The organism is Comamonas testosteroni (assembly GCF_030505195.1).
In the GTDB taxonomy this organism is placed as follows: domain Bacteria; phylum Pseudomonadota; class Gammaproteobacteria; order Burkholderiales; family Burkholderiaceae_C; genus Comamonas; species Comamonas testosteroni_G.
Genome location: NZ_CP129672.1, coordinates 2,660,300 through 2,680,556 on the forward strand (window position 1 = coordinate 2,660,300; position 20,257 = coordinate 2,680,556).

17 protein-coding genes are annotated in these 20,257 nt (G+C 62.8%); 9 read left to right on the plus strand and 8 right to left on the minus strand.

Annotated features, from left to right (window positions below):
* Nucleotides 1-30: 30 nt before the first annotated feature.
* The 6 genes from QYQ99_RS12070 (at nucleotide 31) to QYQ99_RS12095 (ending at nucleotide 5,415) form a co-directional block, all read left to right on the plus strand.
* Complete coding sequence (locus QYQ99_RS12070) at nucleotides 31-1,395, plus strand: MmgE/PrpD family protein (RefSeq protein WP_302092858.1); 1,365 nt, start codon at nucleotides 31-33, stop codon at nucleotides 1,393-1,395.
* A 91-nt stretch (nucleotides 1,396-1,486) separates the two neighbouring features.
* Nucleotides 1,487-2,494, plus strand: coding sequence for a tripartite tricarboxylate transporter substrate-binding protein (locus tag QYQ99_RS12075; RefSeq protein WP_302092859.1), 1,008 nt, complete (start codon nucleotides 1,487-1,489; stop codon nucleotides 2,492-2,494).
* Nucleotides 2,495-2,516: 22 nt separating this feature from the next.
* On the plus strand, nucleotides 2,517-3,389 hold the full coding sequence (locus tag QYQ99_RS12080; RefSeq protein ID WP_302092860.1) for an HpcH/HpaI aldolase/citrate lyase family protein: 873 nt from the start codon (nucleotides 2,517-2,519) through the stop codon (nucleotides 3,387-3,389).
* Between the two features lie 70 nt (nucleotides 3,390-3,459).
* The gene (locus QYQ99_RS12085) at nucleotides 3,460-4,317 is read left to right on the plus strand and encodes an SDR family NAD(P)-dependent oxidoreductase (protein ID WP_302093161.1); all 858 of its coding nucleotides are present in this window, start codon (nucleotides 3,460-3,462) and stop codon (nucleotides 4,315-4,317) included.
* Nucleotides 4,318-4,399: 82 nt separating this feature from the next.
* The gene (locus tag QYQ99_RS12090; protein ID WP_302092861.1) at nucleotides 4,400-4,828 is read left to right on the plus strand and encodes a DUF4878 domain-containing protein; all 429 of its coding nucleotides are present in this window, start codon (nucleotides 4,400-4,402) and stop codon (nucleotides 4,826-4,828) included.
* 68 nt (nucleotides 4,829-4,896) lie between these two features.
* Nucleotides 4,897-5,415: a YiiX/YebB-like N1pC/P60 family cysteine hydrolase gene (locus QYQ99_RS12095; protein WP_302092862.1), complete on the plus strand. Its 519-nt coding sequence runs from the start codon at nucleotides 4,897-4,899 to the stop codon at nucleotides 5,413-5,415.
* A 10-nt stretch (nucleotides 5,416-5,425) separates the two neighbouring features.
* On the opposite strand, the gene QYQ99_RS12100 is transcribed toward QYQ99_RS12095, so the two are convergent.
* From QYQ99_RS12100 to QYQ99_RS12115, 4 genes are all read right to left on the minus strand, one after another.
* Entirely contained in the window at nucleotides 5,426-6,196 is a 771-nt protein-coding gene (locus QYQ99_RS12100) for an ABC transporter ATP-binding protein (RefSeq protein ID WP_302092863.1), read from the minus strand.
* Nucleotides 6,193-6,954 (minus strand): ABC transporter ATP-binding protein, encoded by a 762-nt coding sequence (locus QYQ99_RS12105; protein ID WP_302092864.1) that lies wholly within the window; start codon nucleotides 6,952-6,954, stop codon nucleotides 6,193-6,195. Before QYQ99_RS12105 ends, QYQ99_RS12100 begins: the two co-directional genes overlap by 4 nt.
* Nucleotides 6,951-8,858 carry an ABC transporter permease gene (locus QYQ99_RS12110; RefSeq protein ID WP_302092865.1) on the minus strand — a complete coding sequence of 636 codons (1,908 nt, stop codon included), beginning with the start codon at nucleotides 8,856-8,858 and terminating at the stop codon, nucleotides 6,951-6,953. Before QYQ99_RS12110 ends, QYQ99_RS12105 begins: the two co-directional genes overlap by 4 nt.
* Before the next feature lie 94 nt (nucleotides 8,859-8,952).
* Nucleotides 8,953-10,155: an ABC transporter substrate-binding protein gene (locus tag QYQ99_RS12115; protein ID WP_302092866.1), complete on the minus strand. Its 1,203-nt coding sequence runs from the start codon at nucleotides 10,153-10,155 to the stop codon at nucleotides 8,953-8,955.
* A 398-nt stretch (nucleotides 10,156-10,553) separates the two neighbouring features.
* Between QYQ99_RS12115 and QYQ99_RS12120 the strand changes: the two genes are divergently transcribed.
* Nucleotides 10,554-11,327 carry a ferredoxin--NADP reductase gene (locus QYQ99_RS12120; protein ID WP_003059561.1) on the plus strand — a complete coding sequence of 258 codons (774 nt, stop codon included), beginning with the start codon at nucleotides 10,554-10,556 and terminating at the stop codon, nucleotides 11,325-11,327.
* Between the two features lie 55 nt (nucleotides 11,328-11,382).
* Nucleotides 11,383-12,960, plus strand: coding sequence for a phosphoethanolamine transferase (locus QYQ99_RS12125; RefSeq protein ID WP_302092867.1), 1,578 nt, complete (start codon nucleotides 11,383-11,385; stop codon nucleotides 12,958-12,960).
* A 55-nt stretch (nucleotides 12,961-13,015) separates the two neighbouring features.
* On the opposite strand, the gene QYQ99_RS12130 is transcribed toward QYQ99_RS12125, so the two are convergent.
* On the minus strand, nucleotides 13,016-13,996 hold the full coding sequence (locus tag QYQ99_RS12130) for a YihY/virulence factor BrkB family protein (RefSeq protein WP_302092868.1): 981 nt from the start codon (nucleotides 13,994-13,996) through the stop codon (nucleotides 13,016-13,018).
* A gap of 365 nt (nucleotides 13,997-14,361) precedes the next feature.
* On the opposite strand from QYQ99_RS12130, the gene QYQ99_RS12135 reads away from it, so the two are divergent.
* A complete protein-coding gene (locus tag QYQ99_RS12135; RefSeq protein ID WP_302092869.1) occupies nucleotides 14,362-15,900 on the plus strand; it encodes an acetyl-CoA hydrolase/transferase family protein in 1,539 nt (512 codons plus the stop codon).
* Nucleotides 15,901-16,029: 129 nt separating this feature from the next.
* Here QYQ99_RS12135 and garD read toward each other — a convergent pair whose 3' ends face one another.
* From garD to QYQ99_RS12150, 3 genes are all read right to left on the minus strand, one after another.
* On the minus strand, nucleotides 16,030-17,595 hold the full coding sequence (garD, locus tag QYQ99_RS12140) for a galactarate dehydratase (protein WP_302092870.1): 1,566 nt from the start codon (nucleotides 17,593-17,595) through the stop codon (nucleotides 16,030-16,032).
* A 212-nt stretch (nucleotides 17,596-17,807) separates the two neighbouring features.
* Nucleotides 17,808-18,809 carry a Bug family tripartite tricarboxylate transporter substrate binding protein gene (locus tag QYQ99_RS12145; RefSeq protein ID WP_302092871.1) on the minus strand — a complete coding sequence of 334 codons (1,002 nt, stop codon included), beginning with the start codon at nucleotides 18,807-18,809 and terminating at the stop codon, nucleotides 17,808-17,810.
* A 117-nt stretch (nucleotides 18,810-18,926) separates the two neighbouring features.
* Nucleotides 18,927-20,222 carry a glucarate dehydratase family protein gene (locus QYQ99_RS12150; protein ID WP_302092872.1) on the minus strand — a complete coding sequence of 432 codons (1,296 nt, stop codon included), beginning with the start codon at nucleotides 20,220-20,222 and terminating at the stop codon, nucleotides 18,927-18,929.
* Between the last annotated feature and the right edge of the window lie 35 nt (nucleotides 20,223-20,257).

Here is a 20,257-nt window from a genome sequence, read left to right on the forward strand (position 1 = left end):
TGTGCGCACCGTATGCGCGGGAGTGATTCCATGAAGAACGAGACCCAAGTGAGCATTCATCCGCTGGCCCGGTTCGCGGCCACGCTGTGCTGGGAGGACATTCCGCAGGAGGTGCGGCGGCGCACCGAAGATCTTTGGGTGGACTGGTTCGGTTCGGTTATGGCAGGCCAGGGCGCGCGCCCCGTGCAGAGCATCACGCGCTTTGCGCTGTCCCAGGGACCGGCGCAGGGGCCCTGCGAGATCCTGGGCCGTGCCGACACCAGCTCGCCCATGATGGCGGCACTGGCCAATGCCGCGGCCTCGCATGTGGCAGAGCAGGACGATGTGCACAACGGCTCGGTCTTCCATCCCGCCGCCGTGGTCTTCCCGCCCGCGCTGGCCGTGGCCCAGAGCATTGGTGCCAGCGGCGTCGAGCTCATGGCCGCCTGTGTGGCCGGCTATGAGGTCGGCATCCGCGTGGGTGAGTTTCTGGGCCGCAGCCACTACCGCATCTTCCACACCACGGCCACGGCAGGCACGCTGGCGGCAGCCGCCGCCGTGGGCCGGCTGCTGGGCCTCACGCCCGCGCAGATGCAGCATGCCTTTGGCTCGGCCGGAACGCAGTCGGCAGGGCTGTGGGAATTCCTGCGCACAGGCGCCGACAGCAAGCAGCTGCACACCGCGCATGCGGCCGCTGCGGGCCTGATGTCGGCCTACCTGGCCCGGGACGGCTTCACGGGCGCGCAGGACATCTTCACCGGGCCGCAGGGCCTGGCGGCAGGCATGTCCACGGACGCCGATCCCACGCGCCTCACGGATGGCATCGGCACACGCTGGGCCACGGCCGAGACATCGTTCAAATGGCATGCCTCCTGCCGTCACACCCACCCTGCGGCCGATGCGCTGCTGCAGGTCATGCAGCAGCACGACCTCGCGCCCGCCGACCTGGCGCAGGTCACCTGCCATGTGCACCAGGGCGCCATCGATGTGCTGGGCCCCGTGGTCAGGCCGAGCACCGTGCACCAGAGCAAGTTCTCCATGGGCACGGTGCTGGCGCTGGCGGCGCGTCACGGCCATGCGGGGCTGACGGAGTTCGATCGAGACTATCTGGCACAGGAAACCGTGGGGCTGCGCGACAAGGTGAGCATGGAGCTTGATGCCGAAGTCGACGCAGCCTATCCCCGGCGCTGGATAGGCAAGGTCAGCGTGCAGACCACGGATGGCCGTTTGCTCAAGGGCCGTGTCGACGAACCCAAGGGTGACCCCGGCAACACGCTGTCGCGCGAGGAGATCACGGCCAAGGCGCTGCGCCTGATCGCCTATGGCGGAGCCCTGCAGGACGACCCCGCGCAGGCTGCTGTAGCGCGGCTGTGGCAGATCGCGCACTGGCCGCGCGTGCAGCGCCTGCTTGGCTGAGTTTTCGCGCCGGCCCCGGCCGGCGGACCCACGGGAAAAGTGCCGTCACAGAGCGCCTCCCGCTTCCACCCAAGTGCACAGGAGACAAACCATGCAAAGCACAAACCCTTTCCGCCGCCGCCTTGTTCACGCAGCGACCGCCGCCTGCGCCCTTGCCGCCGGAGGGTCGAGCACCGGAGCCCTGGCCGCGGCCTGGCCCGAGAAGCCCGTCGTCCTCGTCGTGCCCTACAGCGCTGGTGGCCCCACCGATGTGGTGGCGCGCCTGCTGGCCATTCCCATGGGACAGGTGCTGGGCCAAAGCGTGCTGGTGGAAAACACCGTGGGCGCGGGCGGCACCATTGCGCCCAACCGCGTGGCCAAGGCCAAGGCGGACGGCTACACCATCCTCATCCACCACATGGGCATGGCCACGGCGCCCGCGCTGTACAAGAAGCTGCCCTATGACCCGCTCAAGGACTTCGAGTACATCGGCCAGGTGCTGGACGTGCCCATGACGCTGCTGTCGCGCAAGGACTTTCCGGCCAACAACTTTGCAGAGCTGCTGGACTACGTGAAGAAGAACCAGGAGAAGGTCTCGCTGGCCAATGCCGGCATTGGCGCCGTCTCCCAGCTGTGCGGCATGCTGTTCATGCACCAGGCGGGCGTCAAGCTCACCACCGTGCCCTACAAGGGGGCCGGTCCCGCCATGAACGACCTCATGGGCGGGCAGGTCGATCTGCTGTGCGACCAGACCACGCAGACCGTGCCCGTGATCAAGGACGGCCAGCGCGCCAAGGTCTTCGGCGTGACCACGCCTCAGCGTCTGTCGTCCCTGCCCAACATTCCCACGCTGGACGAGCAGGGCCTCAAAGGCTTCGACGTCAAGGTCTGGCACGGCATGTATGCGCCCAAGGGCACACCCAGGGACGTGGTCATGGCCATCAACAAGGCGCTGAACGTGGCCATCAAGGACGAGAACGTCAAAAAGCGCATCGCCGAGCTCAGCTCCGACCTGGTTTCGCCTGAGAAGGCCACGCCCGAAGGCCTGCGCACCCACCTGCAGGCCGAGGTCGCGCGCTGGGACAAGGTCATCAAGGCGGCCGGCGTCTCGGCCGAATAAGCAATCCCGCAAGGACATACGCATGCACGATCTGGCGCGACAGGCCACCTCCTTTCTCTTCGTCCCCGCCACGCGCCCTGAGCGCCTGGGAAAGGCCCTGGACAGCGGTGCCGACATGGTCATCGCCGACTGGGAGGACGCCGTGGCCCCGGCCGACAAGGAGGGCGCGCGCCAGGCGCTGGCACAGGCCGTGGAAGCGCTGGAAGGCCCGGCCCGCGCACGCCTGCTGGTGCGCATCAACGCCGAAGGCTCGCCCTGGCATACCGAGGACCTGCGCGCGCTGGCGCAACTGGTGGAGCAGGGCGTGGCCGGTGCCGTGGTCTCCAAGGCCGAGCGTGCCCAGACCCTGCATGCAGTGGCGCAGGCTGCGGGGGCGCAGGCGGCCTTGCTGCCCCTCATCGAGAGCGTGGCCGGACTGGACGTGGCCGATGCTCTGGCCGCCGCGCCCCAGGTGGTGCGGCTGGCCTTCGGCCATCTGGACTTCCAGGTCGATGCGGGCATGGCCTGCGGCCAGGACGAAGAGGAGCTGCTGCCCATGCGCATGGCCCTGGTCCTGGCCTCGCGCCGCGCCGGCCTTGGCGCGGCCGTGGACGGCGTGACGGTGGACACGCGCAACCCCGAGCGGCTGGCCCGGGACGCGGCACGCGCGCGGCGCATGGGCTTTGGCGGCAAGCTGTGCATCCATCCGGCCCAGGTGCAGCCGCTGCATGCCGTTTTCGACCCCGACCCCGCCGCCGTGGCCCACGCGCAGCGCCTGCGTCAGACACTGGCCGAGGCAGGCGGCGGGGTCTGCGTTCTGGACGGCCGCATGGTGGATGCGCCCGTGCTCCATTTGGCGCAGCAGACACTGGCCCGCCACGCCTGGGCCCAGCAGCGCATGCAGCGCACCACCTAGTCTTATCGGACGTTGCCGGGCTCCGCCGTCTGGTTCAGATTCAGGCTGCTTCATGAAACAGGGGAACGGCATGAACCAGGCTTTGGTATGTGTGGTGACGGGGGCCAGCCGTGGCGTGGGCCGGGGGGTGGCGCTGGCGCTGGGTGCGTCGGGGGCAACCGTCTATGTGACGGGGCGCAGCGTGAAGGAGGGCGACTCGCCGCTGCCCGGCACGGTGGGCAGGACGGCTGCCGATGTGACGGCTGCCGGCGGCCACGGCATTGCCGTGGCCTGTGACCATGGCGATGATGCCCAGGTGGCTGCACTGTTCGAGCGCGTGCGCCGCGAGCATGGCCGGCTCGACATTCTGGTTAACTGTGCGATTGCGATTCCCGATCCCCTGACCGTGCCTGGCCCGTTTTGGCAAAAGCCGCTGGAGATGACCGGGCTGCTCGATGTGGGTCTGCGCTCCACCTACGTGGCCAGCCATTGCGCGGCCGGCCTGCTGATCGTGGCGCGCGGCCTGGTGGTCAATATCTCGTCAGCCGGCAGCCGCTGCTACATGCATGGGCCGGCGTATGGCGCGGGAAAGGCCGGCTCGGACAAGATGAGCTTCGACATGGCCCACGATTTCAAGCCTGCCGGCGTAAGCGTGGTTTCGCTCTGGCCCGGCCTGGTCAGGACCGAACGCTCCGAACGCGTCTGCGCGGTCGAACCCGACAAGTACGGCGACAGCTTCGACAGCGCCGAAACGCCGCAATTCATAGGCCGGGTGGTGCTGGCCTTGCATGCCGATGCCGACTGCCTGGAAAAGCGCTCCGGGGGCGTGTTCTATACGGCCGAACTGGCCAGCCAGTATGGCGTGCAGGACATCGATGGCGCGCAGCCGCCGTCACCGCGCGCCTACTTCGGCGCGCCACCGGAGTTCAGCCCGGTGGTGGTCGAATAAGCCGGTGCACTGACAGCACCCAGGAGCAGGGCCGCTGTGGCGACTACACTGCGGCCTTCCTTGTTTTTGCTTTGCCCGGTCCGTGTCTGCTTCTGTCTCATTTTCCCGCCGTTGCTGTCTGCATCTTTTCTTCTCGCTGTCTCTGGCTCTGGGCCTGTCGGCCTGTGCCACGATCACCCCCGAACAAAGTCAGGATGAGCTGATCGAGCGCTTTTACGCGCTGGTTGCGGCCGGTGATTTCGACGCCTGCATTGCCCTGGTCTCGGCACGCAATATTTCCAGTGAGCAGCTGGCGAGTTTTGAGTACAAGCTGCGCCGCCTGCTGGCAGGTGCCAAGGGAATGATCGACTCCAAGGGCGGCCTGGCCAAGGTGGAGGTGGTGGAAAGAAAAATGTCCGAGGAGGAGCAGGTCCTCAAGCTCAGGGTGCTGGTCAGCTATCGCGATGGCAGCACCCGCCGCGAGCGCATCAATCTGGTCCAGGAAGAAGGTGTCTGGAAAGTGCGGCTGTGATGCTTGCGCGGCTGGCAACGGCCGCTGGTATCGCAGTGTGTGCCTGCTGTGAGGGCCTGGCTTTTGCCATGCCGCCGTTGCCGCCGCAGGCTGCGCCCGGCGATCTGATCTTTCGCCGGGGTACGGAGAACGTCAGCCAACTGGTGCAAGCCGTGGACGGTGGTGACTTCAGCCATGTGGGCATGTTGGTCGGACGGCCCGGCCAGTGGCAGGTGCTGCATGCCACGCCCTCCGAACGTGAGGGTCAGCCCGATGCCGTGGTGCTGGATTCGCTGGACTTCTTTCTGGACGTTCGGCGCGCCCACGCCTATCGCCTGTACCAGGTCACGGCAGACCCTGGGGCGCGTGAGCGGGCCGTGGCCTGGGCCATGGCCCAGCAGGGCCAGCCGTTTCAGTTGCTGGGCTCGGGCCAGGGCATCTACTGCACCACCTTGGTCTGGCGGGCCTGGTTGCAAAGCGGTGCGGATCTCGAGGTGGTATTTACCGAGGTGGAACTGCCGATTCTGGGCGGCCGTTATCTGCTGCCGAGCAGCCTGTCGCGCTCCAGCCGGCTGCGCGCGCTGACGCCCTTGCTGTCGACGCGCTGAACCTTGGCTGTCAAACGCCCAGATATTGCTGGCGCACGGCCTTGTCGCCAGCCAGTTCGGCCATGCTGGCTGCGTGCACGATCTGGCCTTTTTCCAGCACATAGGCCCGGTCGGCCACGACCTCGGCAAACGGCAGGTTCTGCTCGCTGAGCAAGATGCCAATGCCCTGTGCCTTCAGCTCCAGAATCGTGCGCGCCATCTGCTCGACGATCAGTGGAGCAACCCCCTCGGAGGGCTCGTCCAGCAGCACCAGGCAGGGCTGGCCCATCAGCGTGCGGGCCACGCTCAGCATCTGTTGCTCGCCACCGCTCATGCGTCCGCCAAGTCGCTCGGGCATCTCGCCCAGGTTGGGGAAAAGCGCAAACAGTTTTTCGGGCGTCCAGTGCGGCACGGCCTGTCCATCGGGCCAGCGGCGTGGTTTTTGCTTGCCGACCTCCAGGTTTTCCAGCACCGTCAGTTCGGTGAAGATGCGGCGGTCCTCGGGCACATAGCCCAGGCCGCGCTGTGCGATCTGGTGCGAGGCTTTTTTCTCTATCGCCTCTCCCATGAAGCGAATACTGCCTTCGCGGCGCGGCACCAGGGCGGCAATGCTCTTGAGCGTGGTGGACTTGCCCGCTCCATTGCGCCCCATCAGTGCCACGACCTCGCCGCGTCCCACGGCCAGCGATACCTCATGCAGGATATGGGCTGCGCCATACCAGGCATTGAGGTTCTGGATTTCAAGCAATTTTGGGCTCTTGCCCTTATCCATCAAGAGCTGGTTGCTATGCATTTGATTCATTGCTGTTTTTCAAGAACGAGGCCGGTGCCGAGGTAGGCCTGCTGCACGCGCGCGTCGTCGCGAATGGCCTGCGGCGTACCTTCGGCCAGCAACTGGCCGCGCACCAGCACGGCCACACTGTCGGCCTGTCCGAAAACCACATCCATGCTGTGCTCGGTAAACAGCACGCCCATGCGGCGCTGCTGCGCAAGCTGGCGCGTCAGCTGCATCAGGGCCACACGCTCGCCTGGGGCCATGCCGGCCGTGGGTTCGTCCATGAGCAGCAGCAGCGGCTCATGGGCCAGCGCCATGGCCAGCTCCACTCGTTTCACATCGCCATAGGCCAGGGCGCTGCAGGGGCGATCGGCCTGGGCCTGCATGCCCACCTGCTCCAGCAGGGCCAGGGCGTCGGCACGGCGGTGGCTGGCGGCACGCGGCCACCAACTGAAGATTTTGCGATCGGCCGACAGCAGCGCCATCTGCACGTTTTCCGTCACGCTGAGCGAGGCAAAAGTCTGTGCAATCTGGAAAGTGCGTCCCACGCCCTTGCGCCAGATGGCGCGCGGCGGCAGGCCGGTGATGGCCTGGCCGTTCAGCAGCACCTGGCCGCTGTCGGGCGGTAACTGCCCACCCACCATGTTGAAGGTGGTGCTCTTGCCCGCGCCGTTGGGACCGATCAAGGCCAGCAGCTCGCCGGCCTGCAGGCTGAACGAGACGTTCTGCACGGCCTGCACACCGCCGAAGGCCTTGCTGATGTTCTTTACTTGCAGCAGGCTCATGCGCGGCCTCCCGCTGCTTGCTTAGGAGCGAGCCTGGCCCACAGCATCTGCGCGTACCCGGCAATGCCCTGGGGGGCCAGCAGCACCAGAATCAGCATGGTCGCTCCCATCAACGCGCGCCAGTATTCGGTGTTGCGTGCCACGGTGTCGTGCAGCCAGGTGAAGGCTGCTGCGCCGACCAGGGGGCCGGCCAGCGTCTGCACGCCGCCCAGCAGCACCATGACCAGCGCATCGACCGATTGGGTGACCGACATCGCGTCAGGCGCAACGCCGCCCTTGCTGAAGGCAAACAGCGCCCCGGCCAGGCCGGCGAACAGCCCGGCGATCACGAACGCCGTCCACTGCACGCGGCGCACATCGATACCGATGGCATCGGCACGCAGCGCCGAGTCGCGCGAGGCGCGCAGCGCATAACCCAGAGGAGAAAACAGCAGACGGCGCAGCAGGTATATGCCCAGCGCGCAGAGGCCCAGAGCCAGCCAGTAGAACGCCGGGCCCTGCGATGCCCATTCGGGGGGCCAGACGCCAGTCAGGCCGTTGCTGCCGCCCGTGAAGTCATCCCACTGAAAGACGATGGCCCAGCTGATCTGCGCAAACGCCAGCGTCAGCATGGTCAGATAGACACCCGACAGCCGCACGCAGAACCAGCCATAGAGAAGGGCGCCCGCAGCGGCGGCCAGAGGACCGAGCAGCAGCGCGGCTTCCATGGGCAGATCCAGCGTACGCACCAGCAGGGCCGCGCCGTAGGCACCGAGGCCAAAGTAGGCCGCATGACCGAAGGAGTGCATGCCACCGGGTCCGAGGATGAAATGCAGGCTGGCGGCAAACAAGGCGGCGACAAAGATATCGGTCAGCAGCACGGAGGCGTAGCTGCCGGACTCTCCGGCGACCAGCGGAAACAGCACCAGCATGGCCAGCAAGGCCGCCCATGCCGAAGATGCACCTCTGCCCGCAGCGCGCAGCGGCTGTTCGGGCTCGCCAGCGCTGCGTGCCAGCGCCTGGGGCTTGCCCAGCAGGCCCCAGGGGCGCCAGACCAGCACCACGGCCATGACCAGGAACTCCACCACCAGCGTGAGCTTGGAGAACGAGATCTCCAAGCCCGCAATCTCCTGCGCGCCCAGCCAGATGCAAACGGCCTTGAGCTCGGCCACCAGCAGTGCCGCAACAAAGGCGCCGGGTATGCTGCCCATGCCGCCGACGACGACCACCACAAACGCGGCGCCAATGGTCAGCATGTCCATTTCCAGGCTGGCAGGTTCGCGCGGCAGCTGCAGCGCACCGCCCAGACCTGCCAGCAGCGTGCCCAGGGCAAACACGGCGGTGAACAGCCAGGCCTGGTTGACGCCCAAAGCTCCCACCATCTCACGGTCCTGTGTGGCCGCGCGCACCAGCGTGCCGAAGCGGGTTTGGGTCAATAAAAGCGTCAGGCCCACAAGCACGCAAGGGCCTACAGCGATCAAAAACAGATCGTAAGTGGGGAACTGGCGGCCCAGAATTTCGACCGAGCCTTCCAGCCCCGCCGCGCGCGGGCCGAACAGTTCTTCGGGGCCCCACAGCCACAGCGTCGCATCCTTGATGACCAGTACCAGCGCAAACGTGGCCAGCAGCTGGAACAGCTCGGGTGCCTTGTAGATGCGGCGCAGCAGCAGCATCTCCGTCAGTGCACCCAGCAGGCCGCAGGCCAGCGGCGCGAGCAGCAAGGCAGGCCAGAAGCCGATATGGGGCGAAAGCAGATCCACGCTGCTGTACGCCATGAAGGCGCCCAGCATATAGAACGAGCCATGGGCAAAGTTGATGGTGCGCGTGACACCAAAGATCAGCGACAGCCCGACGGAGACCAGGAATAACGACGATGCGCTGGCCAGACCGTTGAGCAACTGGGCCAGCAGGCCGGATGCACTCATGCTGCGTAGCTCCTGAAGCTCGACATAGTGTTTGCGGAGATGAAAAAGCCACCTGCGGCAGTGCAGGTGGCCTGGTATTTTCGCTGAAGCGAAATCAGTTCGCTGTCGCTGGGCGCAGCTTCTTCACTTCCTCGTCCGTGGGTTGATAGTTCTTGCCGTCGGCGTAGTGGTAGTTGACCAGTACGCCGCGCCCCAGTTTCTCGTCATAGGCGGTCTTGCCGATATAGGCACCCATGGTGGACTGGTTGTCCTGGGCGCGGTAGGTGATGGGGCCGAAAGGCGTGGCGACTTCCAGGCCCTTGAAGGCCGCAATCAGTTTCTCGGTGTCGGGGTCGCCCTTGGTCTTGCGCAGGCCCGCAGCAATCGACTGGATGGCGTTGTAGCCCACGATGGTGCCCAGGCGTGGGTAGTCCTTGAACCTGGCCTGATAGGCCTTGAGGAAGGCTGCGTGTTCGGGGGTGTTGATGGAATACCAGGGGTAGCCGGTCACGGTCCAGCCGATAGGCGCTTCCCTCTTGAGCGGGTCCAGGTATTCGGGCTCGGCCGTCAGCAGGCCCACGACTTCGCGGCCCTTGAACAGGCCGCGTGTATTGCCTTCGCGCACGAACTTGCCCAGGTCGGTGGCGAACAGCACGTTGAAGATGGCATCGGGCTTGGCATCAGCGAGCGCCTGCACGACGGAGCCGGCATCGATCTTGCCCAGCGCAGGTGCCTGCTCGGCCACAAACTCGATATCGGGCTGCCTGGCCTTCATCAGCGTCTTGAAGGTGGCAATCGCAGACTGACCGTATTCGTAGTTGGGGTAGACGATGGCCCATCGCTTCTTCTTGAGCTTGAGCGCTTCCTCCACCAGCATGGCGGTCTGCATATAGGTGGAGCCGCGCAGACGGTAGGTGTAGTGATTGCCGTCGGCCCAGACGATCTTGTCGGTCAGGGGTTCGGAGGCGAGGAAAAAGCGCTTTTTCTGCTTGGCGTAATCGGTCAGTGCCAGGCCCACATGCGAGAGAAAACTGCCCGTGAGCACATCGATTTTTTCGCGCGTGTAGAGCTCTTCGGCGGCACGCACGGCATCGCCCGGCGTGGCGTTGTCGTCGCGCACGATGAGCTGCAGCTTCTTGCCGGCAATGCCGCCTGCGGCATTGACCTGCTCCACCGCCAGTTCCATGCCCTTCTTGTAGGGCTCCAGAAACGCGGGTTGAGCCTTGTAGCTGTTGATTTCGCCAATCTTGATCACGCCCTGTGCCCAGGCGGGCAAGGCGGCCAGTGTCAGCAGGGGCAGGGACCAGCGCAGCTGCATTGTCATTCTCCTCGGTGCTAGGTGGGCGACCATGGTCTGAGGTACTGGGTCGCCGCAATCACTAATGCTCAATTTGAGCATTTATATAGACAAATAAAGCGCTTGTTCAAAGCGCGTGGGAAATGATCCTAGAGCAGCGTTTTCCCTGCGTCAAGATGGGTGAGACAGTTTTTCGGCGATCGGGCGGTATCTGAGCGCTTCATTCTGCTTATCACTATTCGATCTCAAGACATTCATGTGTGATTCACCCGTTTCTGTGCAATTGCCGGACAATATAGGTCTTGTCCCGCTTGGCAACCGGCAGCCAACGCGCTAGCAGCCCTGACCTGCAGTGCCCCGCCACCGCCCAGCATTTGCCGCGCAGGTTTTCTGCTTCGAGTTTTTATTTCAGACGAATCATGAGTGCTTTTCTTGAAGAACGCGTGCTGTCCGTCCACCACTGGACCGACCGTCTTTTCTCCTTCACCACCACCCGCGACACATCGCTGCGCTTTTCCAACGGTCACTTCACCATGATCGGCCTGAAGGTGGATGGCAAGAACCTGCTGCGCGCCTACTCCATCGCCAGCCCCAACTACGAAGAGCATCTGGAGTTCCTGTCCATCAAGGTACCCGAAGGCCCTCTGACCTCCAAGCTGCAGAACATCCAGGTGGGTGACACCATCATCGTGGGCAAGAAGCCCACAGGCACGCTGCTGATCGACTATCTGCTGCCCGGCAAGAATCTGTATCTGATCGGCACGGGCACCGGCCTGGCTCCCTGGCTGGCCGTGGCGCGCGACCCCGAGACCTATGAGCGTTTCGACAACGTGGTCGTGGTGCATGGCGTGCGTCAGGTGCAGGAGCTGGCCTATCAGGAGCTGTTCGAGAAGGAATTGCCCGAACATGAATTCCTCGGCGATATCGTCAAGGGCAAGCTGCATTACTACCCCACGGTGACGCGCGAGCCCTTCCGCAATCAGGGCCGTATCTCGGCACAGATCAACAACGGCACCTTCCCGCAGAATCTGGGTCTGCCCGATCTGAATCCCGAGACTGATCGCGTCATGCTGTGCGGCAGCCCCGCCATGCTGTCCGAACTCAAGGAACTGCTGGAAAAGCGCGGTTTCAAGGAAGGCAATACCACCACACCAGGCGACTTCGTCATCGAACGCGCATTTGTGGAAAAATAACAGTCTGTAACGCGACTAATGCAAGCCTGCGGATGCGCAGGCTTTTTTATTTTTAATGCTTCAATCAACAAAAATATTTATTTCGGCGGCTATAGCATGCTTGCTGGTTTATGGTCTTGGATACGGGCACCTCGAAGATGCGGGAGACGTCGCAAGAAGCGTATTTTTTATGCTGTCGACCGGAGCCTTGTTTTTTTACAGCTTACGCAGAAGGTGGGAATGCACAGCAGTCTTTTTCATAGCTCTGTGCTTTGCTTTGTTTATGGCTTTGGGTGTTGGTATCGATTACGGCGCACCGAACATGAGTCTGGTGGCATCGGCTTTGGAGACGAATGCCAGTGAAAGCCTGGAGTTCCTCGCCAACCTTAATTGGAGAGATTGCCTGCTCTCGGTTCTAACGATTATTTTGCTTTTTGTGCATCGATTTGTGTTGCTCGAAAAATCGTACGATAAATCGCTGGTTTTCAAGAAAAGCCTCTGGATTTTTCTTCTGATAGTCAATGTTTTTGGATTGTTCACGTACCACTGCGGCGTAGCCTATAAAAAATATATCAAAGAAAAGCCGGTGGTCGGAGAAATTCTGAAATCTGTGGATTGGGAAATTCAGGAAATCAAGCACAACCGCAGCTTGAAGGTTCTGGTGGTGGGGGAAAGTGTCAGCAAGCGATATTTGTCGCTAATGGGAAGCCCTTGGGCTACGACGCCTTTTCTTGCGGCTTCGCCTAAGGTGACGGCATTTACTCATTACTACTCGCCTGCACCCAATACGGTGACCAGTTTGAGCCGGACCCTGACTCATTCCCGCTCGTCCGATGGTGAGTTTGATCTGAACCGCAACGTGGTGGCGCTGGCTAAAGCAGCAGGCTATTCAACACTTTGGGTTTCGAATCAGCGAAGCATGGGACCGAATGATTCCAACGTGGCGCGAATGGCTCATCAGGCGGACCAGCACCGATTTCTGGACAAAATGCCTGTCATTGAGCCGGCGAAAGATGATTTCGCTTTGCTGAATTACTTGCGCGACAAACTTGAGCAGCCAAAAGCGTTGCCACAAGACTCTATGGTCTTTCTCCACATGCTGGGTTCGCACCCGCATGCCTGTTCACGCGTACCTGACATGCCTGTGAAATTGCGTGCAGGTCATGGTCGTCATATTGACTGTTATCTGACCAGTTTGCAGAAGCTTGATCTGTTCATGCAAGCTCTAACCGAGTTGCTGGCCAATTACTCCGAAGACTATGAAGTCCTCTATGTGAGTGATCATTCCTTACGCGTCTCTCCGATGAGCGAAACAGAAAAGCTGATGGATAGTTTTCACCTGCCGACAAAGAATATTTATGTGCAGCCTCAAGTCAGAGAGGCCTATGACACTCCTTTGTTCTTCATTTCGTCCAAGCAGAAGCAAGCGAAAAAGGTTGAAGTTCCTTTGAGTGGATTTGATTTCTTACATTTGTTCGGAAATTGGCTGGGTGTCTCAAGTCCTTGGATCAACTCCGCAAAAAATCTGCGAAATCCCAGTAGCAGTGCGCCGATTCAAGTGTTTAACTGGAGCCACATGGTGCCACTGGACTCCTTGCACGATACGCAGCCCATTGCTCCTCCTGTTGATGGGTCATTGGCTTTTGCTAACTAATCTGTGCATCTACTAATGGCTGCCAGTGCTTATCCAGAAAGCGCTCTTGACCAACTTATATGCCCTCCCCCGCGTTCTTTGGCAGTCGCTCCAGATCCATAAGGCGAGGGCTGGACAGCTTGGGTGAGGTGAAAGGCATGCGCAGCTTGAGCTTGGACTTGCTGCAGGCCTTGGCCGTGGCGGCCGAGAACAGCAGGATGGCCGAGGTGAAATAAAACCACATCAGCACCACCACCAGCGAGCCGGCTGCGCCATAGGCCGAGACCACGGCGGCGGTGGACAGGTACCAGGCCAGGGCCTGTTTTCCGATGGTGAACAGGGCTGCTCCCGTCAGCGAGCCCAGCAGCAGGTATTTGGTGACGGGTTTGATGCTGCTACCCATGCGCATCAGACCCCAGAACAGCAGCACCGCGATGCTAAAGGACAGGCCCTCGTTGATCAGCCCCATCAACGGGCCCAGCGGCACAAGCTGCAGCTCGTCATTGGCCCATTTGGTGATCATCTGGATGGCGGTTGAAAGCACCATGGACACCAGCAGCAAAAAGCCCAGGCCCACGACATAGCTCAAACCCCAGAGACGGGAGATGGCCATGCTCCACCAGGGCTTGTTTTCCTGCGGGCGAGACTCTTCGCCCATGGACCAGAGCTTGTCCAGCGAAGCCTGCAGCTCCACAAACACGCCCGTGGCGCCCGAGAGCATCATCACCAGACCGAGCACGGACGCGAGCGAGCCCTGATTGGCATTCTGGGCGCTGGCCAGAGCGCTCTTGACGACCTGTGCCGCACGTTCCCCGACCACGCTCTGTATCTGGCTGATCAAGGTGCTTTCCACATAGCTGCGATCCAGCCACCAGCCCAGCAGCCCCACGACGGCCAGCAACAGCGGAGCCAGGCTCAGCATGCCGTAAAACGACATGGCGGCACTCATGCGCAGACCGTCGGCCTGCAGCCAGAGTTGTACGGAGTCGATCAGCGGTTGCAGGGGGTGGGCGAGGCGTCGCAGCTTGTGCTGCCAGCCGGAGGTATCAAAAGCCATGTGTCGAATTCTGGTTGCTGAACCATGGTGGTTTTGTCAGCCTATGTCTGCTGGCAGTGAGTACAGGCAAATATTTTGTAATTTCCGCCTGCATTCTGGCAACTCTGCCATGGTGGTTGATTTCAGCGGTTTCAAGTTTTCATCCTTTATCCGGTGAGCGATAGATGCTCACTTTTTTGAGTTATGAATCCAATTTCGTTGGCTTCTTTCAAGAAAGCGCATCGGGGTTTTCTCTAGTCAACTACGCTTGGCGACTCTCTGTGTGTCGTAGTTCAATCCGGGTTTGCACCAGTCAAAGTGCAACTCTTCAACTACAAAAAAATACCATCCCTCTTCAAGAAGGCTGGCAGGACGAGACACATTACATGCAGACTTCCTTTTCCACCGCATCTCCTGCAGATCGCGTGCTTTGCCCTGTCTTGCGCGAACGCATCATGACGGCTGACCAGGCCGCCGGCCTGATTCAATCCGGCATGACACTGGGCATGAGCGGCTTCACACCCGCTGGCGCACCTAAGGCCGTGCCTCAGGCATTGGCACGCCGGATCGAAGCGCAGAACGCCAATGGCGGAAACTTCCGCATCAGTCTATGGACGGGAGCTTCGACCTCACCCGAACTCGATGGCGCACTGGCCAAGGTGCATGGCATTGAACGCCGTCTGCCCTACCAGTCGGACCCCACGGTGCGCAAGGAGATCAACGAGGGGCGCATGCAGTATGTGGACATCCATCTGTCCCATGTGGCGCAGCATGTGTGGTTCGGCTTCCTCGGCCATCTTGACGTGGCGGTGATCGAGGTGGCGGGTGTTTTGCCCGATGGCCGCCTGATTCCATCGACCTCGGTGGGCAACAACAAGACCTGGCTGGAACAGGCCGACAAAGTCATTCTCGAAGTCAACAGCGCCCAGCCTGCCGAGCTCGAGGGCATGCACGACATTTACTACGGTGCGGCCGTGCCCCCAAAGCGCAAGCCCATACTCATGGAGCATCCGTTCGATCGCATTGGCGAGCCCTATCTGCATTGCGATCTGAGCAAGGTGATTGCCGTGGTGCCAACGGCCCAGCGTGACAGGCTGGCAGCGTTCACGGCACCCGATGAGGGCTCCATGCGCATTGCCGAGAACATCATCGATTTTTTGCAGAACGAGGTAAAAGTGGGCCGCCTGCCGCCCGAGTTGCTACCGCTGCAGTCGGGCGTTGGCAATATCGCCAACGCCGTGCTGGCGGGACTGAACAACGGCCCGTTCGACCACCTGAACGCCTATACCGAGGTGCTGCAGGACGGCATGCTGGACATGCTGGAGTCGGGCAAGCTCGATACCGCATCGACCACCTCGCTGGCGCTGAGCCCGGCGGCCATGGAGCGCTTTCTGGCCAATATCGACTATTACCGCCAGCGCATCATGCTGCGCCCGCAGGAGATATCGAACCACCCCGAGCTGATCCGTCGCATGGGTTTGATTTCGATGAACGCGCTGATCGAGGCCGATATGTACGGCAACGTCAACAGCACGCATGTCATGGGCTCGTCCATCATGAACGGCATTGGCGGCAGCGGTGACTTTGCGCGCAACGCCTATCTGTCGATCTTCATGACACCTTCCACGGCCAAGGGCGGCAAGATCAGCTGTATCGTGCCCATGGTCTCCCATGTCGATCACACCGAGCATGACGTGCAGGTCATCGTGACCGAGCAGGGTCTGGCCGATCTGCGCGGCCTGGCACCGGTGCAGCGCGCACGTCTGATCATCGAGAAATGCGTGCACCCCGACTACAAGGCGGCGATGAGCGAGTATCTGGAGCGCGCGCTGCGCGATGCACCGGGCAAGCACACGCCACATTTGCTCGATCAGGCTTATGCCTGGCATCAGCGCTATCTGAAGACGGGCTCCATGCAGGGCTGAGGGAGCATGCGCAAACCAGAAACGCTGCCATATGGCAGCGTTTCTGGTGATTCTGTCTGTGCCCTGATGGCGGCTTTTCCAAGCGCTCTGGATTCGAGAGCGCTCTCGAGGTGAGGGCGCCGTACGGATTCAGGTCACCGGAGCCGGGTTGAACAGCACCAGCGCGTTATGCAACTGCCAATGCTCGGCCCAGGTCTTTTTGCGGCCGCTGGCGACATCGAGCATCAGCCTGAACATTTCCCAGCCGATGTCTTCGATCGTGGCCTCGCCGTCGGCAATGCGCCCGGCGTTGATATCCATCAGATCGTGCCAGCGGCGCGCCAGGTCGCTGCGCGTGGCCACCTTGATCACCGGCACCTGAGCCAGACCGTAAGGCGTGCCGCGGCCCGTGGTGAAGACATGCAGGTTCATGCCCGCTGCCAGCTGCAGCGTGCCGCAGATGAAGTCGCTGGCCGGCGTGGCCGCATAGACCAGGCCCTGACTGATGTCGCGATCGGCCAGCCGCTGACCCGGCGACAGCACGCCGGTGATGGGGGCTGTCCCGCTCTTGATGATGGAGCCCATGGCCTTTTCAACAATGTTCGACAATCCGCCTTTTTTATTGCCGGGCGTGGTGTTGGCGCTGCGGTCCACCTTGCCCTTGTCCAGGTAGGCGTCGTACCAGGCCATTTCCTCGATCATGGCTTCGGCCACTTCGGGGCTTGCAGCGCGTGATGTGAGCTGGTCGATGCCGTCGCGCACCTCGGTCACCTCGCTGAACATCACGGTGGCGCCCGCGCGTACCAGCAGGTCGGTGCAAAAGCCCACGGCCGGGTTGGCGGTGACGCCGCTGAAGGCGTCGCTGCCCCCGCATTGGACTCCCACCACCAGGGCGCTGGCAGGCACTGTCTCGCGGCGGCGGGCGTCGAGGCGGCGCAGATGCTGCTCGGCCTGGCGCATGATGGAGTCGATCATGGACATAAAGCCCACATGGGCCTCGTCCTGCAGACAGACCACGTCCAGTTCGGTTTCACGCTCGTCGACGATGGGAAAGCTGCCCGGCGGCAGCAGGCGCTCGGGTTGCAGCTTTTCACAGCCCAGGCTGACCACCATGACCTCGCCGCCGAAGTTCGGGTTGCGGCTGATATTGCGCAGCGTGCGCTGCGGTATCTCGGCTCCTACGGCATCGATGGCCACGCCGCAGCCGTAGCTGTGCTCCAGACCCACCACGTCGTCCACATGAGGGTAGCGGGGCAGCAGCTCGGACTTGATGCGGCGCACCGCAAAGTCGAGCACCCCGGCCACGCATTGCACCGTGGTGGTGATGGCCAGGATGTTGCGCGTGCCCACCGTGCCGTCCGCATTGCGGTAGCCCTCGAAGGTATAGCCTGCCAGCGGCTCCAGCGCGGGCGGCTTGACGGTGGCGATGGGCAGGCCCTCAAGCGAGCGAGCCTCGGGCATCTGCAGCAAGCGCTCATGCACCCAACTGCCGGCGGCAATGGGCTTGAGCGCATAGCCGATGATCACGTTGTAGCGGCGCACCGCACCGCCCTCGGGAATGTCCACCAGCGCCACTTTGTGCGCCTGCGGTACCTTGTCGACCAGCACCATCCCCCCGGGCATCACCGTGCCCGCAGGCAACCCCCCGTCATTGGCCACGATGGCTACGTTGTCGGCCGGATGCATGCTGATGGAAAGCGGAAGTGGGGTACTCATGACAATGTCTTTTCAGTTTCTTATCGCTGTCCGCTGGGCACAGCCCGCCCAAGCAAGCGGCACAGCCCACGCAACAGGCGCAGCCCAAGGCGATGGACACCGAGGAAGGGCCGCCCCGTACCGAGGGTGTCGTCCCCCTCCCTTGCGAAGCAAGTAGAGAGGCGCCGTGCAACGAGGGGGAAGCGGCGCAAGCCGCTCAGGGGGTGCTTTATTTACTCAGCCTTTATTCCAGCAGACTTGATCACCTTGGCCCACTTGCTCACTTCGGCCTTCTGATAATCGGCCAGTTCGACGGTGCTCATGTTCGACGACAGCATGCCGAAGTTCTTGAGGCGGGCCTGGACTTCGGGGGTGGCGACGATCTTCAGGATTTCGGCATGCAGGCGGTCCACGATGGGCTTGGGCGTGCCTGCAGGGGCGAAAACGGCCTGCCAGGAGCCCATGTCGAAACCCTTCTCGCCGGCTTCCGCAATCGTGGGTACATCGGGCAGCGATTCCAGGCGCTTGGAGCTGCTCACGGCGATGGGGCGCAGCTTGCCGGACTGGATGTGCGGGCCGACGACCAAGGCAGTGTCGAACATCATGTCCACCTGTCCTCCCATGACATCCTGCACGGCGGGGCCGCTGCCCTTGTAGGGCACATGGGTGAACTTCACGCCGCTCTGGTAGGCCAGCAGTTCCAGCGCCATGTGGTTGGAGGTGCCGTTGCCCGGGGAGGCAGAGGTCAGACCGCCCGACGAGGCCTTGGCCTTGCTGCCGGCCAGTACGTCGGCCAGAGTCTTGTAGGGGCTGGAGGCGGGCACCACCAGCACCAGAGGGCCGGAGCCGAGCATGGCGACGGGCGTGAAGGACTTGATCGGGTCGTAGTCCAGCTTGGAGTACAGGCTGACATTGATGGCGTGCGAGCTGATGGTGCCGCCCAGAATGGTGTAGCCGTCGGCCGGGGCGCGTGCCGCCAGCGCCGAGCCCACGCTGCCGCCGGCGCCGCCCTTGTTCTCGATGACCACGGGCGTGCCCAGGGCCTTGCTCAGCGGCTGCGCAATCACGCGTGCCAGGGTGTCGGTATTGCCGCCGGGGGGGAACGGCACCAGATAGGTGATGGGCTTGCCAGTGGGCCAGTTGCCTTGTGCCAGTGCGGGTGCGGCGACAAGGGATGCGCCCAGCAGCAGGGAGCTGGCGGCAAGGATGGATTGAAGCAGGGTGCGGCGTTGCATGATGGTTGTCTCCGGTTGAAAAGCGTCTTTTTGCGCTGTGCAAAGGGGTGCGATCGGACCAGCTCGGCTTGGGCTGGATGTGGGCTCTGTTCGGTCTTCCTGTGCAGGGGCTGGAATTCAGAAGCGCGGTTGCTTGCCGGTGAATTCCGGGTCGTATTTGCGCATCTGTCCAAGGTCGTCGCGGTTGCGGATGCCGCAATGCAGATAGTTGTCGTGCAGACGGGCCAAGGCTGCGCGGTCCAGGGTCACGCCCAGGCCGGGCGTGGTGGGCACGCGCAGGCTGCCCTGCTCGAACTGCAGGCGCCCGCCCTCGACGACTTCCTCGTCCTGCCACGGATAGTGGGTGTCGCAGGCATAGGTCAGCAGGGGCACGCTGGCGCACAGATGAGTCATGGCCACCAGGCTCACGCCCAGATGGGAGTTGCTGTGCATGGACAGGCCCAGGTCGAAGGTGCGGCACAGCGTGGACAGGCGCTGTGTGGCGCGCAGGCCGCCCCAGTAATGGTGGTCGCTGAGCACGATCTTCACGGGGCAGCCCATGTCGGCGTTGCGGCGGAACTCGGCAAAGTCCGTCACCACCATATTCGTGGCCAGGGGCACATCGCACTCGCGAGCCACGGCGGCCATGCCGTCCAGGCCTGGTGCCGGGTCCTCGTAGTACTCGAGCACGCCGCGCAACTGCTGCACGATCTTCAGGCTGGTCTCCACGGTCCAGTTGCCATTCGGGTCAATGCGCAGTGGTGTGCCAGGGAAGGCCTCGGCCAGCGCCAGGATGCCGGCAGCCTCCTGCTTGGGCGGCAGCGTGCCGGCCTTGAGCTTGATGCTCTGGAAGCCGTACTGGTCGATCATGCGCCGGGCCTGGGCCACCAACTGGGCCGGCGTCAGGGCCTCGCCCCAGGCGTCGGGTGCGTAGGGCTGGCCCACATGCTCGGCGTACTTGTAGAAAAGGTAGGCGGAGTAGGGCACGCGGTCGCGTGCGGGTCCGCCCAGCAGGTCGACGATGGGTGCCCCGGCCATCTGGCCCTGCAAGTCCAGCATGGCGACTTCGAAGGCGCTGACCACCTTGGCCACGGTCTTGGAGACATGGGTGCCAGGTGCCAGCGAGACCTGCTGACCCAGAAATTCCGAGGCCGTGAGCTGGGGCGGAGTGACCAGGGCGGCGACGCGGGCTTCCATTTCATTGAGCGCCCAGGGCGAGAGCCCGACCAAGGCAGGTGCGGTCTTGGCCAGCGCATCCAGCATGGGCTGGTCGCCATAGCTCTCGTTGATGCCGACCAGGCCGGAAGCGGTTTCGATCTCGATGATGGAGCGCAGCGCCCAGGGTTCGTGAATGCCGGCGGCGTTGAGCAGCGGCGGATCACGGAAGGCAATCGGCGTGATGCGGATGTGGCGGATCTGGTGAGAGGTGCTCATCTTGAGATGACTGATGCGGCGCAGGAGCTGCGGCC

Bases quoted from the DNA above. Each gene is read 5' to 3' on its own strand.
- QYQ99_RS12135 (WP_302092869.1), top strand. From the start codon at position 14,362: ATGCAGACTTCCTTTTCCACCGCATCTCCTGCAGATCGCGTGCTTTGC.
- QYQ99_RS12070 (WP_302092858.1), top strand. From the start codon at position 31: ATGAAGAACGAGACCCAAGTGAGCATTCATCCGCTGGCCCGGTTCGCG.
- QYQ99_RS12080 (WP_302092860.1), top strand. From the start codon at position 2,517: ATGCACGATCTGGCGCGACAGGCCACCTCCTTTCTCTTCGTCCCCGCC.
- QYQ99_RS12105 (WP_302092864.1), bottom strand. From the start codon at position 6,954: ATGAGCCTGCTGCAAGTAAAGAACATCAGCAAGGCCTTCGGCGGTGTG.
- QYQ99_RS12115 (WP_302092866.1), bottom strand. From the start codon at position 10,155: ATGCAGCTGCGCTGGTCCCTGCCCCTGCTGACACTGGCCGCCTTGCCC.
- QYQ99_RS12085 (WP_302093161.1), top strand. From the start codon at position 3,460: ATGAACCAGGCTTTGGTATGTGTGGTGACGGGGGCCAGCCGTGGCGTG.
- QYQ99_RS12110 (WP_302092865.1), bottom strand. From the start codon at position 8,858: ATGAGTGCATCCGGCCTGCTGGCCCAGTTGCTCAACGGTCTGGCCAGC.
- QYQ99_RS12120 (WP_003059561.1), top strand. From the start codon at position 10,554: ATGAGTGCTTTTCTTGAAGAACGCGTGCTGTCCGTCCACCACTGGACC.
- QYQ99_RS12075 (WP_302092859.1), top strand. From the start codon at position 1,487: ATGCAAAGCACAAACCCTTTCCGCCGCCGCCTTGTTCACGCAGCGACC.
- QYQ99_RS12125 (WP_302092867.1), top strand. From the start codon at position 11,383: ATGCTTCAATCAACAAAAATATTTATTTCGGCGGCTATAGCATGCTTG.
- QYQ99_RS12130 (WP_302092868.1), bottom strand. From the start codon at position 13,996: ATGGCTTTTGATACCTCCGGCTGGCAGCACAAGCTGCGACGCCTCGCC.
- QYQ99_RS12100 (WP_302092863.1), bottom strand. From the start codon at position 6,196: ATGAATCAAATGCATAGCAACCAGCTCTTGATGGATAAGGGCAAGAGC.
- QYQ99_RS12145 (WP_302092871.1), bottom strand. From the start codon at position 18,809: ATGCAACGCCGCACCCTGCTTCAATCCATCCTTGCCGCCAGCTCCCTG.
- QYQ99_RS12150 (WP_302092872.1), bottom strand. From the start codon at position 20,222: ATGAGCACCTCTCACCAGATCCGCCACATCCGCATCACGCCGATTGCC.
- garD (WP_302092870.1), bottom strand. From the start codon at position 17,595: ATGAGTACCCCACTTCCGCTTTCCATCAGCATGCATCCGGCCGACAAC.
- QYQ99_RS12095 (WP_302092862.1), top strand. From the start codon at position 4,897: ATGCCGCCGTTGCCGCCGCAGGCTGCGCCCGGCGATCTGATCTTTCGC.